Genomic DNA, 14,538 nt, shown 5'->3' on the forward strand with positions numbered 1-14,538 from the left:
GCATGACAAGCGACCCAGCGGCGCAGCAACCGCCGCCTTCGACCGACGAGGAACGTCTCGCCCAGCTCGGCTACACGCAGGTCCTCGCCCGCAGGATGTCGGCGTTCTCCAACTACGCCGTCTCCTTCACGATCATCTCGGTGCTCTCCGGGTGCCTGACGATGTATCTGTTCGGGATGAACACCGGCGGCCCCGCCCTAATCACCTGGGGGTGGGTCGGGGTCGGGCTGATGACGCTGTTCGTCGGGCTCGCGATGGCGGAGATCTGCTCGGCCTACCCGACCTCCGCCGGCCTCTACTTCTGGGCGCACCGGCTCGCACCCACGCGGACGGCCGCCGCGTGGGCGTGGTTCACGGGCTGGTTCAACGTCCTGGGACAGGTCGCGGTGACCGCCGGTATCGACTTCGGCGCCGCGTCCTTCCTCGGCGCGTATCTGAACCTCCAGTTCGACTTCGAGGTGACGCCGGGGCGGACGATCCTTCTGTTCGCGGCGATCCTCGTGCTGCACGGGCTCCTCAACACCTTCGGCGTGCGCATCGTCGGGCTGCTCAACAGCGTCAGCGTCTGGTGGCACGTCGTCGGCGTCGCCGTCATCGTCGGCGCGCTCGCCTTCGCGCCGGACAGCCACCAGTCCGCGTCCTTCGTCTTCACGAAGTTCGTCAACAACACCGGCTGGGGCAGCGGGTTCTACGTAGTCCTGATCGGTCTGCTGATGGCCCAGTACACGTTCACGGGCTACGACGCCTCCGCGCACATGACCGAGGAGACCCACGACGCGTCCACCGCGGGGCCGAAGGGCATCGTGCGCTCCATCTGGACGTCCTGGATCGCCGGGTTCGTGCTGCTGCTCGGCTTCACCTTCGCCATCCAGTCGTACCAGGGAGCCCTCGGCTCGGCCACGGGCGCACCGCCCGCGCAGATCCTGCTCGACGCGCTCGGGGCGACGGCCGGCAAGCTGCTGCTGCTCGTCGTCATCGGCGCGCAGCTCTTCTGCGGCATGGCCTCCGTCACGGCCAACAGCCGTATGATCTACGCCTTTTCGCGTGACGGCGCGCTGCCGTACTCGCACGTCTGGCACACCGTCAGCCCGCGCACCCGCACCCCCGTGGCCGCGGTGTGGCTCGCCGCGCTGGGCGCCCTCGTGCTCGGACTGCCGTACCTCATCAACGTCACGGCGTACGCGGCCGTGACCTCGATCGCCGTCATCGGTCTCTACATCGCGTATGTCGTGCCGACCCTGCTGCGGCTGCGCAAGGGCGACGCCTTCGAGCGAGGGCCCTGGCACCTGGGCAGGTGGTCGCGGCCGATCGGGATCGTGGCCGTGGTGTGGGTCGCCGTCATCACGGTCCTCTTCATGCTGCCGCAGGTCTCGCCGGTCACGTGGGAGACGTTCAACTACGCCCCGATCGCGGTCCTTGTGGTCCTCGGGTTCGCGGGCGTGTGGTGGCTGGTGTCGGCCCGGCACTGGTTCCTCAACCCGGAGCACGCGCGGACCGTCGCGCGTGAGGCGGGGCGCGTGGGAGCGCCGGAACCGGTCGATCCGTGAGCGTCGGGTGCGCCGCCCGGCCGCCCGTGTGACCTCCGACAGGCCGTGGAGGCCGATACCCGATCGGCCTCCCGGCCCCGGCGGGCTATGCTCGGGGATGCGTCGGCGCGGGCCGGCGCGTGGACCCTTAGCTCAATTGGCAGAGCAGTGGACTTTTAATCCATTGGTTGTGGGTTCGAGTCCCACAGGGTCTACCGCGTGAACAGCGGCCCGGACGGCTTCGGCCGGCCGGGCCGCTGCCCTGTTCCCGCCGAACTTCGGTGCCCCTCACGCCTGCCGTACGTACCGCCTCTTCACCGCCGTCAGCGCGACCGCGTACAGGGCGAGGACCGCCGCGAGGAGCGCGTAGTACACGGGTGGCAGGGGAGTCATGCCGAGCGGGTGGGCCGCGGGGGTCAGTGGCAGCACGACGCCGACGACGGCCAGGGACGCGACCGCCCAGCGGACCGGGCCCGGGGTGCGCGGGGCGCGGCCGGTGCGCAGGAGCAGCATCACCAGAGCCTGCGTCAGAAGGTTCTCGGTGAACCAGCCCGAGTGGAACGCCGCCTCGTCGGCCGGGCCCGCCGTGGAGCGCAGGGCGAGTGCGAGGACGCCGAAGGTCGCGAGGTCGGCGGCGGCGTTGAGGACGCCGAACCCGGTGATGAAGCGCAGGAAGTCGCGCGGGCGCAGCGTCGTGGGGCGGCGCAGGGAGGCGGCCGCCGGGCGGTCGAAGGCGAACGACAGCTGGGCCGCGTCGAAGCACAGGTTCTGGGCGAGCACCTGCGCCGGGAGCATCGGCAGGAACGGCAGCAGGAGGCCCGCCGACAGCATCGCGATCACGTTGCCGAGGTTCGAGGAGAGCGTGACGCGCAGATACGTGGCGATGTTGCCGCTGCTGTGACGTCCCGCGGTGATCGCGTGGCCGATCGCGGTGAGGTCCTTGCCCGGCCGGTCCGCGGGCTGCGCGAGCACGATGTCCGCGGCGTCGCGCGCCGCCGCGACCGCGTCGCGCGGGCAGATCCCGACGTCGGCGGCGCGCAGCGCGGGCAGGTCGTTCACGCCGTCGCCCAGGAAGCCGACGGTCGTCTCCCCGCCGGCGCGCAGGGCGGTGACGATGCGCGCCTTGTGGGCGGGGGCGCAGCGGGCGAAGACGGTGGTGCGGCGGGCGAGGCGGGCCAGTTCCTCGTCCGTGAGCGCGTCGAGGGTGTCCGCGGTGTGTATGTCGCCGGGGGCGAGGCCCAGATCGCGCAGGGCGCGGGCCGCGGTGCCGGGGTGGTCGCCGGTGATGACCTTGACCGTGACGCCACGCTCGCCCAGGTCGCGCAGGGCTTGCGCGGCGGTCGGCACGAGGGCGTCGGTGAAGGCGACGAAGCCGGTGAAGGTGAGGCCGCGTTCGTCGGCGGTGCTTCCCCCACCGCCTGAAGGGCTCGGGAGGATCCCCGGGCGGTGCCGGGCGGGGCGTTCGGCGGTTGCCACCGCGAGGAGCCGCAGCCCGTCGCCGGACATTTCCGCGGCCCGGGCGAGCAGGCTCGCGCGCTCGGCGTCGTCGAGGGCACACCGCTCCAGGACGTTCTCCACGGAGCCTTTGACGGCGAGCGTGACGGTGCCGAGCGCGCCGGGCCGACGGACGACGGCGGTCGCCAGGCGGCGTACGGGGTCGAAGGGCAGGGCGGTGATGCCGTCGTACGCCTCGGTGACGGCCGGGTCCTTTGCGAGAGCGTGCGTGATGACCGCCTCGTCGAGCGCGTCCGCGGTCGGCAGGTCGGCGAGCTGGAGTGTCCACCAGGCGGAGACGGCCGCCCAGTGCAGGGCGTCGGGGTCGGTGCGGGCCGGGTCGACGGCCGGGCGGTCCTGGGTGAGGGTGCCCGTCTTGTCGACGCAGAGGATGTCGACGGCGCCGATGTCGTGCAGCGCGGGGAGCCGTTTGACGATGACGCCGTGGGTGCGGGCGAGCAGCGCGGAGCCGCGGGCGAGCGCCGTCGTGACGATGACCGGCAGCATCTCCGGGGTGAGCCCGACGGCCACCGCGACGGCGAACGGCAGGGTCTCCAGGCCGCGGCCGCGCAGCGCGGCGCCGGCCATCAGGACCAGCGGCGGCGTCAGCAGCATGAAGCGGATCAGGGTCCAGGAGATGCCGTGCACCGAGCGGTCGAAGGCGCTCGCCCCGCGCTCCGAGCCGACCGTGGGGTGGGCGGCGGCGAAGCGGGTACCGGCGCCCGTCGCGAGCACCACGGCGCTCGCGCTTCCGGAGGCCACGCTGCCGCCCTGGAAGCACAGATGCGCCGACTCGCCGTCCGCGGGCAGGTCCACGGGACGCTTGTCGGCCGGCACGGACTCCCCGGTGAACGCCGCCTGTTGCACGGTCAGGCCCTGCGCCCTCAGAAGGCGTACGTCGGCGGGGATCAGGTCGCCGGGGCCGAGCCGCACCACGTCGCCGGGCACCAACTGGCTCACCGGGAGCTCGCGTTCGGCCGGTGAGGCTGCCGCGTCGGCGCCGGGGCGGCGCAGCACGGTCGCCGTCGTCGCGACGAGCTCGCGCAGGCCCGCCATGGCGCTGTCCGCACGGCGCTCGCCCGCGGAGCGCAGGCAGCAGCTGACGGCGACCAGGACGAGGATCACGCAGGCGGTGCCCCAGGCCGCGACGGTCGCCGAGACGAGGCCGAGGCAGAGCAGGACCACGGTGAACGGGTCGCGCAGGCTGCGGGCGGCGAGCAAGGGCCAGGACAGGGGGCGCGTACCAGGCAGGACGTTCTCGCCGTGCCGGGCCAGGCGTCGCTCGGCCTCCGCCTCGGTGAGGCCGCGCGGGCCGCTGCCGAGGGAGCGCAGGAGCTGGAGGGTCGTACGGCCTGAGGACGGGGCGGCGACGTCGGCCGGGGCGGTGTCGGTCACTTTCGGGCGCCGTCAGGGCTTCTCGGGTGTCGGCACCGTCGTCTTCTCCCGTTCATCGGACCACGAAAGGCTCCCCAGCAGAGAGTTCGGGCCTTCAGTTTAGAGGCGGAACTTTTGCCGCTCCCCGCTAGTTTCTACAGAGCTGTAGAAGATCAGTACACGCCGAACGAGGAGAGTCATGGCCCTGTGGGATCGCTTCAAGGAGTCCGCGTCGACGATGCAGACGCAGCTCATGGCGAAGAAGAACGACCTGAAGAGCGGCGCCTTCCGTGACGCGAGCATGGCGATGTGCGCGCTGGTCGCCGCGGCCGACAGGAACGTCGACCCGGCCGAGCGCAGCCGCGTGGCCCAGCTCATCTCCACGAACGAGGTGCTGCAGAACTTCCCGGCGGACCAGCTCCAGAGCCGCTTCGACGCGAACCTGAACAAGCTGACCGCCGACTTCGACTTCGGCAAGGTCAGCGTCCTCCAGGAGATCGCCAAGGCGAAGAAGAAGCCCGCCGAGGCGCGCGCGGTCATCCAGATCGGCATCGTCATCGGCGGCGCCGACGGCGACTTCGACAAGACCGAGCAGGCCGTCGTCCGCGAGGCCTGCCTGATGCTCGACCTGCCGCCGCACGAGTTCGATCTGTAGGGGGATACACCGAAGGCCCGGAACCATTGGTTCCGGGCCTTCGGCCTTCAGTAGCGGGGACAGGATTTGAACCTGCGACCTCTGGGTTATGAGCCCAGCGAGCTACCGAGCTGCTCCACCCCGCGTCGGTAAACACGACTCTACGCCATTGCGGCGACAGAACGCGAATCGGTTGCCCGGAGTTCCGTGATCCGCCGCCTGGGACCCCTTTCACCCGGTCGGTCCCACCAGGTCGCCCGCCGTCTGTCCGGGGTGAACCCTGGGGTGGGGCCCGATGACGTGCGCAGACGCGGGACCGACGCGGACGGTGGCGGGAGACGAGTGGTGGGGCAGCGAGGAGGACACGGGCGAGAGGCGGAGCAGGGCCTGTCCCGGGCCCGGTTCTTCGTACGTCTGGTGACCGTGCTGCTCATCGTCGCCGGGGCGGTCTACGACTACGTCACGCCGTCGACGTTCACCGGCGTGCCCCTGTTCACCGCCGCCCCGCTCGTCGCGGCCCCGTTCTTCTCGCCCCGCGGCACTCTCCTGACCGGCCTCGCGACCGTCGCCGTCGTACTCGGGGTGCATCTCAGATACACCCGCAGTTACGACAGTGACGCCATCACCGAACTCGTCACGGTCGCCACCGTCGCCGTACTCGCCTGTGTCATGAACCGCGTCGTGCGGCGCGGCAGCGAGCAGCTCACCTCTGTGCGCCAGATCGCCGAGGCGGCCCAGCGCGCCGTCCTGCCCGAGCCCGCCGAGCGCATCGGCGGCCTGGAGATCGCGGCCCGCTACGAGGCCGCCCAGGAGGGGGCCTTCATCGGGGGCGATCTGTACGCGGTGCAGGACACCCCGCACGGTGTGCGGCTCGTCGTGGGCGACGTACGCGGGAAGGGCATGGGCGCGGTGGCCGCCGTGGCCGTCGTCATCGGCGCCTTCCGGGAGGCGGCCGAGCAGGAGGCGACCCTGGAGGCGGTCGCGCAGCGCCTGGAGCGGGCGCTCGCGCGGGAGGGGCTGCGGCGCAACGGCCTCGACGAGTTCGAGGGCTTCACCACGGCCGTGCTCGCCGAGATCCCGCACGGCAACGGCCTCGTACGCGTCATCAACCGCGGCCACCCGGAACCCCTGCTCCTGGGCGGCGACGGGGCGCTCAAGGTCCTGTCGGCTCCGGAGCCCGCGCTGCCGCTCGGGATGGGGGACCTCGGCACCTGGCCCGACCGGGCGTCCGAGACGGAGTTCCCGAGCGGGGCGACGCTGCTGCTCCACACCGACGGTCTCTCGGAGGCGCGCGACGCGCAGGGCACCTTCTACGACCCGGCGGCCCGGCTCGCGGGGCGGATGTTCTCGGGGCCCGATCCGCTGCTGGCCGCGCTCACCGCCGAGGTCCGACGGCACACCGGGGGCGGCACGACGGACGACATGGCGCTGCTCGCGGTGAGGCGGCCGTGAAGCAGCCGTGAAGCAGCGGTGAGCACCGTCATCACCTTACGTAGTCGAACGGCGTCGCTGTGCATAACATTTGACAAACCGTCAGATGAACGGCGCGTTCCGGTGACGGGTCAACTCGCCCGATTCCGCCCGCTCGTGCCCCGTTAAGTCCAGGCCAAAGGCGTTAACGATCAGTCGGAACGGCTTGGAATCGGGCCCCGGTGTCTATTAACGTTCGATAACGCAGCGCGGTCGTCCCAGCCGTCACAAGAGATGGCTCCGTGCGCACGCGCCTAATCCCGCAAGGGAGCCGGGGAACCACCAACTTGGGGTGAATCGGACGTCTTTCCTTGCGGAAGGCGTCGGTAGGAGACCTTCCTGCTCCGAACCCGTCAGCTAACCCGGTAGGCGAGAAGGAAGGAAAGGAGCGCGCCCCAGTGGCGTCCAACCGGCCTGCCCCAGAGTTCTCCTATGCGCCGATCGACGAAGAGTTCGGCGAAACGGACGAGCGGACCTGGGAGGAGTGGAATCCCACCGAGGAGTCCGTCCGTCCCGTACGCGGCAGGCACCGCGTAGCCAAGCAGCGCGGCGGTCTCGCGCGCAGCTCCACTGTTCTCGGTGTCGGTGTGATCGCGGCCGTCGGCGCGGGCGGCATCGCCACCGCGCAGGGCGGCAAGCCTCCCGTACACATCTCGATGCCCGACCTCTCGGCCGTCAAGGACTCGCTGCCCGACGCCAAGTCCCTGCCCGGCGTGGGCGCGCTGATATCCGATGTCTCCGGAGATGACGACGAGTCCGGCGCCGACGCGACCCCGCTGACCGGCGCCGGCATCACCACCGCGGACGCCCAGCAGGGCACGACCGCCGGCGAGGCCCTGCGCGCCCGCATCATGCAGCAGGCCGAGCAGCAGCAGGACCAGGCCGCCGACGCCGAGGCCGCGGCCGCCGAGGAGGCCGCCGCGAAGAAGGCCGCCGAGGACGCCGCCAAGGAGCAGGACGCCGCCAAGGCCAAGGCCGCCGCCGACAAGAAGGCGGCGGAGGAGGCCGCGAAGAAGAAGGCCGAGGCCGAGCGCCTCGCCAAGCTCGCCAAGAGCTTCACGCTGCCGGTCGCCTCCTACACGATCACCGGCACCTTCGGTCAGCCCGGCTCGATGTGGTCCTCCGGCTACCACACGGGTCTCGACTTCGCCGCTCCGACGGGTACGCCGCTGAAGGCGATCCACTCCGGCACCGTCAAGGAGGCCGGCTGGGCGGGCGCGTACGGCTACCGCACCGTCCTGGAGCTGCCGGACGGCACCGAGCTCTGGTACTGCCACCAGTCGTCCCTCAACGTCAGCGCGGGCCAGAAGGTGACCAGCGGCGACGTCATCGGCCGGGTCGGCGCCACCGGCAACGTGACAGGGCCGCACCTCCACCTGGAGGTCCACCCCGGCGGCCAGGCGACCGGGGTCGACCCCGCGCCGTGGCTGCGCTCCAACGGCCTGACGATCTGAGGCTCGTAACCCTCCGAACCCCGGTGGTCCTGACGGCAACCCCCCGACGTCAGGGCTGCCGGTTCGCCGTGCCCGGAATATCTTGATCCATATCGGTGTTGTGACAGGCCATGACTTCTCTTCGCAAGCTCGGCTCGTCAGACCTCGAGGTGTTCCCGCTCGCCCTCGGCGGCAATGTGTTCGGCTGGACCTCCGACGAGGCGCAGTCCTTCGCCGTACTCGACGCGTACGTCGCCGCGGGCGGCAACTTCGTCGACACGGCCGACGCGTACTCGGCGTGGGTCCCGGGCAACAAGGGCGGCGAGTCCGAGACCGTCATCGGCAAGTGGCTGGCCGCGCGCGGCAACCGCTCCGATGTCGTCATCGCCACCAAGGTCGGCGCCCACCCCGACTTCAAGGGCCTGTCCGCGCACACCATCAAGTCCGCCGCCGAGGAGTCCCTGCGCCGCCTCGGCACCGACTACATCGACCTCTACTACACGCACTTCGACGACCCGTCCGTGCCGGTCGAGGAGATCATCTCCGCCCTCGACGACCTGGTGACGGCCGGCAAGGTGCGCGCCATCGCCGCGTCGAACCTGACCCCGGAGCGCCTCCAGGAGTCCCTGGACTTCTCCGACCGCGAGGGCCTCGCCCGCTACGCGGCGCTCCAGCCGCACTACAACCTCGTCTCGCGCGACACCTACGAGGGCCGGCTCCAGGAGGTCGCCTCGCGCAGCGGTCTCGCGGCCGTCCCGTACTACGCCCTGGCGGCCGGGTTCCTGACGGGCAAGTACCGGCCGGGTACCGAGGTCGACAGCGCGCGGGCCGCGGGCGCGGGCAAGCACCTGCAGACCGAGCGCGGTGTGCGCGTCCTCACGGCGCTCGACGAGGTGGCGCAGGCGCACGGCGCCGAGGTCGCGACGGTCGCCCTCGCCTGGCTCGCGTCCCGCCCGACGGTGGCCGCCCCGATCGCGTCCGCCCGCACCGTGGAGCAGCTGCCGGCGCTGGTGGCCGTGGCCGACCTGGAGCTGACGGACGCGGAGCTCTCGAAGCTCACGAAGGCGTCCGCCTGATCCGGAGGCGCTCTCAGTACGTGATCCGGAGGCGCTCTCAGTAGCGGTACGGGTTGTGGGCGGTGTGCGCGTTGTGCGCGGGGAACTGGGCGACCGGCCCCGCGTACGCCGGCCCCGCGTACACCGGCGGTACCCACACGGGAGGCGCGGTGGCGCGGGACGCGTAGGCGAGGGCGGGGCGGGCCGCGTGGCGCCGCGCCCACAGCTCGTCGAGCAGCTCCCGCTCCCGTACGACATAGTCCGTGCCGGCCCGGCCGCGCCGGCCGCGGTGGCGCAGGAGCGCGAGTGACGTCGCGTACTGCTGGTACTGCGCGACGACCTTGCCCGTCTCCTTGCCGCCGTGGTGCTGCGCGAACTCGCGGGCCAGGCGGCGGGCCCGCATCGAACCGAGGGCGAACGGCTCGTCCGGGCCGACCCAGCCGGCCACCGCGTACGCCGGCAGCTCGGAGCGCACGGTGCGCAGTTCGCGCTGGCGGGTCCCGATCGCGAGCCAGGTCAGCAGTCCGAACGCGGGCATCATGAACAGCGCGTAGACCCCGAAGAACCCGAACTGGCCGAACGCCGACGAGCCGTTCCACGTGGCGTGCATGCCCATGGCGAGCAGCAGTCCGGCGATGGGCAGCAGGACGCGCCGCACCGGCCCGCGGCCGGGCGCGGTCCACGCCGCGACGCCGAAGCCGATGCCGGTGAGCACCGTGAACAGGGGGTGCGCGAACGGCGACATGACGATGCGTACGAAGAAGGTGGCGGCGGTCACCGAGGCCATGCCGGTGCCGCTGTTCAGCCGGTCGGTGCCGAAGGCGTTGCCCAGATAGAGGATGTTCTCCGTGAACGCGAAGCCGGTGGCGGTGACCCCGGCGATCACGACGCCGTCGACGATCCCGGTGAAGTCCCGTCTGCGGAACAGGAAGATGAGCAGGACGGCGCAGGCCTTCGCGGACTCCTCGACGATGGGCGCTATGACCGTCGCGCCGAGGGTGTCGGCGTTCGAGGGGTCGGCCGAGTTCGTGGCGATCCAGTGGGTCGCGAAACTGTTGGCGACGATCGCGATGAGCGCGGCGGCGCAGGCGCCCCAGGCGAACGAGAACAGCAGGTTCCGCCAGGGGCCGGGCGCGACCCGGTCCAGCCAGCGGAACGCGGCAATCAGCAGCGGGACGGGCAGGATCGCGAGGCAGAGCCCGACCAGGAACCCCTCGGTGCCGGTCTGTTCACGCACGAGGGCGAGGATCACCAGGCCGGAGAGCGCGAGGAGCGAGACGAGCGCCCAGGCGTGCACGGCCTTCCGCTCCCACCAGCGTGGATGCCGCAGCGTGCCGGGCCCGGGAGCGCCTGCTCCGGGCTGCGCGTGCGGAAACGCATTCGGATACGAGGGATAGGTCGCCACAGCGTTGACCCTAACGAGGGACGGGCCCGGCCGCGACGGGGTGTCAGTCCGCGGCGGTGACCGGTGGGGACTGCGGTGCGTGCTGCGCGCGCAGGAAGAGCAGGTCGTGGACCACATGGCCCTTGTCCAGGCCCTGGCCCTCGAAGCGTGTGAGGGGGCGGAACGCGGGCCTGGGTGCGTATCCGCCGTCGGCCTGCGTGTTCTCGTAGTCGGGGTGTTCGGTCAGGACTTCGAGCATCTGCTCGGCGTACGGCTCCCAGTCGGTCGCGCAGTGCACCAGTGCGCCCGGCTTGAGGGGGACCTTGGCCAGGCTGAGGAACTCCGGCTGGATCAGGCGCCGCTTGTGGTGGCGCTTCTTCGGCCAGGGGTCGGGGAAGTAGACGCGCAGCCCGTCGAGGGAGGCCGCGGGGAGCATCTCGCGGAGCAGGATGATCGCGTCGCCGTTCGCCACCCGTACGTTCGTCAGGCCGTTCCGCTCGGCGAGGCCCAGGAGGTTGCCCTGGCCCGGCGTGTGCACGTCGACCGCGAGGATGCCGGTGTCAGGGTCGTCGGCGGCCATCTGCGCCGTCGCCTCACCCATGCCGAAGCCGATCTCCATGACGACGCGCTTCCTGCCGTCGAACAGCTCGTCGAGGTCGAGGACGCGCTGCCCGTCGATGTCGAGGCCCCACAAGGGCCACAGCCGCTGGAGGGCGTCCGCCTGGCCGGTCGTGACGCGGCTGCGGCGGGGCTGGAAGCTGCGGATGCGCCGCTCGAAGTGCGAACCGGCGGGGTCAGGCGCGGGCCCGTCGGGAAAGCGCGGCTCGCCCTTTGCGCGTACGGGACCGGAGGCTTCGGGACCGGGGGCCTCAGGGGTGTGGGCTTCGGGGGTGCGGGGTGACTCAGACACAGTGAGGCGATTTTAGACGCCGGATCCGGCCGGGGCCCAAGCCCAGAACCCGGAGCCCGGAGCTCAGGGCCCGAGCCGAGGTCCCGGGGCTCAGGGCCCGAGCCGAGGTCCCGGGGCTCAGGGCCCGAGCGCGGCCAGGGCCCGCCGGGCGACTTCCCGGCCGATCGGGAGCGAGGCCGTCGCCGCGGGGGACGGCGCGTTCAGCACATGCACCGTGCGCGGGGCCTCGCGGATCATGAAGTCGTCGACCAGGGTCCCGTCCCGCAGGACCGCCTGCGCCCGGACACCGGCGGGCGCGGGCACCAGGTCGTCCGCGGTCACCGCGGGCAGCAGCCTGCGCACCGCCGACGTGAAAGCGTCCCGGGACACCGAGCGGCGCAGCTCACCGGCCCCGTACCGCCAGTGCCGGCGCGCTATCCGCCAGGAGCCGGGCCAGGCCAGCGTGGCGCCGAGCTCGCGCGGTCTGACCGTCGACCAGTCGTAGCCCTCGAGGGCCAGCGCGGGCACCGCGTTCGGTCCGACGTGCACGCTCTTGTCGATGCCGCGCGTGAGATGGACGCCGAGGAAGGGGAACGCCGGGTCCGGCACCGGATAGACCAGGCCGCGCACCAGCTCGGGGCGGGCCAGCTCGAAGTACTCACCCCGGAAGGGGACGATCCGCATGCCGGGGTCGTCCCCCGCGAGCCGGGCGATCCGGTCGCAGTGCAGCCCCGCGCAGTTCACCAGGACGCGCCCGCGGACGATGTCCCCGGCGGCCGTGCGCACCGCGACGCCACGCTCCGCGCGGCGGTCGATCTGCACCACCTCCGCGCCGTACCGGATGTCCGCGCCCGAGGCCTCGGCGAGATGCCGCGCCACGGAGACGTAGTCGGCGACGCCCGTCGTGCCCACGTGGATCGCGGCGAGGCCGCGCACATACGGCTCGTACTCGCCGATCTGGGCGGGGCCGAGCTCCCGCACCGGAATCCCGTTCTCCCGGCCGCGCTGGACCAGGGCGTGCAGGCGGGGCAGCTCGTCGCGTTCGGTGGCCACGATCAGCTTGCCGGTGACCGCGTGCGCGATGCCGAACTCCGCGCAGAACTCGACCATCTCGGCCGCGCCCCGCACCGCGAAGCGGGCCTTGAGCGAGCCGGGGCGGTAGTACACGCCGCTGTGGATGACCCCGCTGTTACGCCCCGTCTGGTGTCTGGCTGGGCCGTGCTCCTTCTCCAGGACGGTCACACGGGTGCCCGGTACCGCGCGCGTGAGGGCGTACGCCGTCGACAGACCGACGATCCCGCCGCCGATCACCAGCACGTCGCAGTCGTGCCCGCTCGTCATCACCGTGCCTCACCTCCCGCCCCCGATACTGCACTGCGCCACTGACATCGCGTTCAAACCCGGGCGGTATGGGTTCGGCTGCGCCGGTACCTTCACACCGCTGCCCTACGCCGGCGCCATCAGGAGCGGCCTCGCCCTCTCCCGCAGCTCCACCACGCGCGGCTCGTCCCCGTACGGCTCGAGGCGGTGCAGCAGGTCCTTCACGTACTCGGTGGTCCGGGCCGACGAGATCCGCCCCGCCACCTCCAGCGCGCGCGTGCCCTGCTCGCACGCCGCGTCCAGGTTCCCCGACTCCAGCTCGGCGACCGCCGACACCACGAGGCGTAACCCGTGCGAGCGCACGAACTCCTCCGTGGGCTTCGACAGGGCCTGCTCCGTGAAGCGCCGCACCTGGCGGGGTGCCTTCAGGTCGCGGTAGCACTCGGCGGCGTCGGCGGCGAAGCGGTCGTACGAGTAGAAGCCGAGCCACGACGGGTCGTGGTCCCCGTCGCGCGCCCGCTCCAGCCAGCCCTCCGCGGCCCGCAGCGCGGCCCCCGCGGCGTGCGCGTCACTGGCGCGCGCGTGCGCGCGTGCTTCCACGAGCCGGAAGAAGCTCATCGTCCTGGCGGTGGCGAGCCCGCGATTGCGCTCCAGGGCGGCCTGCGCGAGGTCCACCCCCTCGTCGCCGAACCCGCGGTACGTCGCCTGGAGCGACATCGACGCCAGCACGTAGCCCCCCAGGGGCACGTCCGCCGCTGCGCGCGCGAGCCGCAGCGCCTGGATGTAGTACCGCTGTGCCGCCTCCTGCTGGCCCGTGTCGAACGCCATCCACCCGGCCAGGCGCGTCAGTTCGGCGCTCGCCCCGAACAGGGCGCGCCCCACGTCGTCCGAGTAGGCGCCGAGCAGCAGCGGGGCCGCCTCCACCCGCAGGCACTCGGGGACCATCGACGAACGCCAGTCACCGCCCCCGTACTTGGAGTCCCAGCGCCGCGCGTCCTCGGCCGCCTCGCGCAGCTTCTGGACGTCGCTGTGGCCGACCTTCTGAGGAGTGTTGTCGCCGCCGCTCTCCAGCGGTTGCGCTTCGCGTGCGACCGACGAGTCGGCCGGCGTTATCAGCCATCTCGACGCGGGCGTCGCGTACGCGCTCACCGCGAAGGATCCGGCCAGCGACTGCCAGATGCCGCCGCCCGTACGGCGGCCCGCCAGGTCGAGGCGGTACAGCTCCGTCGCCGACTTCACCGCCGCCCCCACGTCGCGCGGGAAGGCGAGGCCCACTTCGGGCGCGGGGTCCGCGTCCGCCAGGCCGATCTCGTGCAGCGGCACGGGCCGGCCCAGCTTCTGGCCGATGGCGGCGGCGATGAGGTGCGGCGCCGCGCCCTGCGGCACCATGCCCTTGGAGACCCAGCGGGCCACCGAGGTCTTGTCGTAGCGAAGCGTCAGACCGCGTTGGGCGCCAAGGTCGTTGACGCGCCGCGCCAGGCCTGCGTTGCTGATTCCCGCGAGGGCGAGAACGGTGCCGAGTTTCTCGTTCGGCCCGCGTTGCTCCCTGGACATGCGCCACCCCTCGACACAGCCGGCTGCCGCGGTGGCATAAGCGCGCGGCATTCGTACACCCAGCGTAGTTCGCCGGATCCCAAGCGTTAAGGGGCATAGTTCCGGATGGCGGGAATATTGTCCGCACGGGAGTACGTGCCCGGGGCGGCGCCGTCACGGTGTGCTCCGCCCGTGTGGCCGTGCGCCTGTGCGTGCGCTCTTCTGCGGCCATGGGGGGAGGGCTTCCATGATGGTGCGTGGGTCGGCCCGCTGTACTGGATCCAGCGGGCTGGGGGATACCGCCGCCTTCATCCCCGCGGGCGGTGGACCGGTCCGGGAGGTGAAGGGCACCTCCCGGACCGTGCGTTGCGCGCTGTGGCCGATGTGGTGTGCACAGGTCTGGCCATCCACAGCCGATTTGGCCGA

Annotated in this window: 10 protein-coding genes, 2 tRNA genes and 1 riboswitch; of the genes, 6 read left to right on the forward strand and 6 right to left on the reverse strand. The window is 72.0% G+C overall.

Translation table 11 applies throughout. The features are described 5' to 3' along the window. The first annotated feature begins 2 nt into the window (after positions 1-2). Complete coding sequence (locus OG758_RS26580) at positions 3-1,547, forward strand: amino acid permease (RefSeq protein WP_326712257.1); 1,545 nt, start codon at positions 3-5, stop codon at positions 1,545-1,547. A 121-nt stretch (positions 1,548-1,668) separates the two neighbouring features. Continuing rightward, positions 1,669-1,741 (forward strand) — tRNA-Lys (locus OG758_RS26585). Positions 1,742-1,814: 73 nt separating this feature from the next. Here OG758_RS26585 and mgtA read toward each other — a convergent pair. Continuing rightward, entirely contained in the window at positions 1,815-4,415 is a 2,601-nt protein-coding gene (gene mgtA, locus OG758_RS26590) for a magnesium-translocating P-type ATPase (RefSeq protein ID WP_326712258.1), read from the reverse strand. 178 nt (positions 4,416-4,593) lie between these two features. Between mgtA and OG758_RS26595 the strand changes: the two genes are divergently transcribed. After that, entirely contained in the window at positions 4,594-5,049 is a 456-nt protein-coding gene (locus OG758_RS26595) for a tellurite resistance TerB family protein (protein ID WP_116512218.1), read from the forward strand. 51 nt (positions 5,050-5,100) lie between these two features. Here the strand turns inward: OG758_RS26595 and OG758_RS26600 are convergent. Continuing rightward, positions 5,101-5,174: transfer RNA gene (locus OG758_RS26600), tRNA-Met, on the reverse strand. A 199-nt stretch (positions 5,175-5,373) separates the two neighbouring features. Here OG758_RS26600 and OG758_RS26605 point away from each other — a divergent pair. The 3 genes from OG758_RS26605 (at position 5,374) to OG758_RS26615 (ending at position 9,007) form a co-directional block, all read left to right on the forward strand. After that, positions 5,374-6,480 carry a PP2C family protein-serine/threonine phosphatase gene (locus OG758_RS26605; RefSeq protein ID WP_326712259.1) on the forward strand — a complete coding sequence of 369 codons (1,107 nt, stop codon included), beginning with the start codon at positions 5,374-5,376 and terminating at the stop codon, positions 6,478-6,480. Positions 6,481-6,739: 259 nt separating this feature from the next. Beyond that, positions 6,740-6,885, forward strand: a riboswitch (cyclic di-AMP (ydaO/yuaA leader). 11 nt (positions 6,886-6,896) lie between these two features. Then, the gene (locus OG758_RS26610; RefSeq protein ID WP_326712260.1) at positions 6,897-7,952 is read left to right on the forward strand and encodes a M23 family metallopeptidase; all 1,056 of its coding nucleotides are present in this window, start codon (positions 6,897-6,899) and stop codon (positions 7,950-7,952) included. Positions 7,953-8,062: 110 nt separating this feature from the next. Further along, positions 8,063-9,007 carry an aldo/keto reductase gene (locus tag OG758_RS26615; protein WP_326712261.1) on the forward strand — a complete coding sequence of 315 codons (945 nt, stop codon included), beginning with the start codon at positions 8,063-8,065 and terminating at the stop codon, positions 9,005-9,007. A gap of 37 nt (positions 9,008-9,044) precedes the next feature. On the opposite strand, the gene OG758_RS26620 is transcribed toward OG758_RS26615, so the two are convergent. The 4 genes from OG758_RS26620 to OG758_RS26635 all read right to left on the reverse strand — a co-directional run bounded on the left by OG758_RS26620 (position 9,045) and on the right by OG758_RS26635 (position 14,133). Continuing rightward, entirely contained in the window at positions 9,045-10,391 is a 1,347-nt protein-coding gene (locus tag OG758_RS26620; RefSeq protein WP_405653461.1) for a PrsW family intramembrane metalloprotease, read from the reverse strand. A gap of 43 nt (positions 10,392-10,434) precedes the next feature. Beyond that, positions 10,435-11,280: a tRNA (guanosine(46)-N7)-methyltransferase TrmB gene (gene trmB, locus OG758_RS26625; protein ID WP_326712262.1), complete on the reverse strand. Its 846-nt coding sequence runs from the start codon at positions 11,278-11,280 to the stop codon at positions 10,435-10,437. 117 nt (positions 11,281-11,397) lie between these two features. Further along, positions 11,398-12,600 carry an L-2-hydroxyglutarate oxidase gene (lhgO, locus tag OG758_RS26630; RefSeq protein ID WP_326712263.1) on the reverse strand — a complete coding sequence of 401 codons (1,203 nt, stop codon included), beginning with the start codon at positions 12,598-12,600 and terminating at the stop codon, positions 11,398-11,400. Between the two features lie 105 nt (positions 12,601-12,705). Next, a complete protein-coding gene (locus OG758_RS26635; RefSeq protein WP_326712264.1) occupies positions 12,706-14,133 on the reverse strand; it encodes an MFS transporter in 1,428 nt (475 codons plus the stop codon). Positions 14,134-14,538: the final 405 nt, after the last annotated feature.

The sequence above is a fragment of the Streptomyces sp. NBC_01474 genome (genome assembly GCF_035918215.1).
In the GTDB taxonomy this organism is placed as follows: domain Bacteria; phylum Actinomycetota; class Actinomycetes; order Streptomycetales; family Streptomycetaceae; genus Streptomyces; species Streptomyces aureus.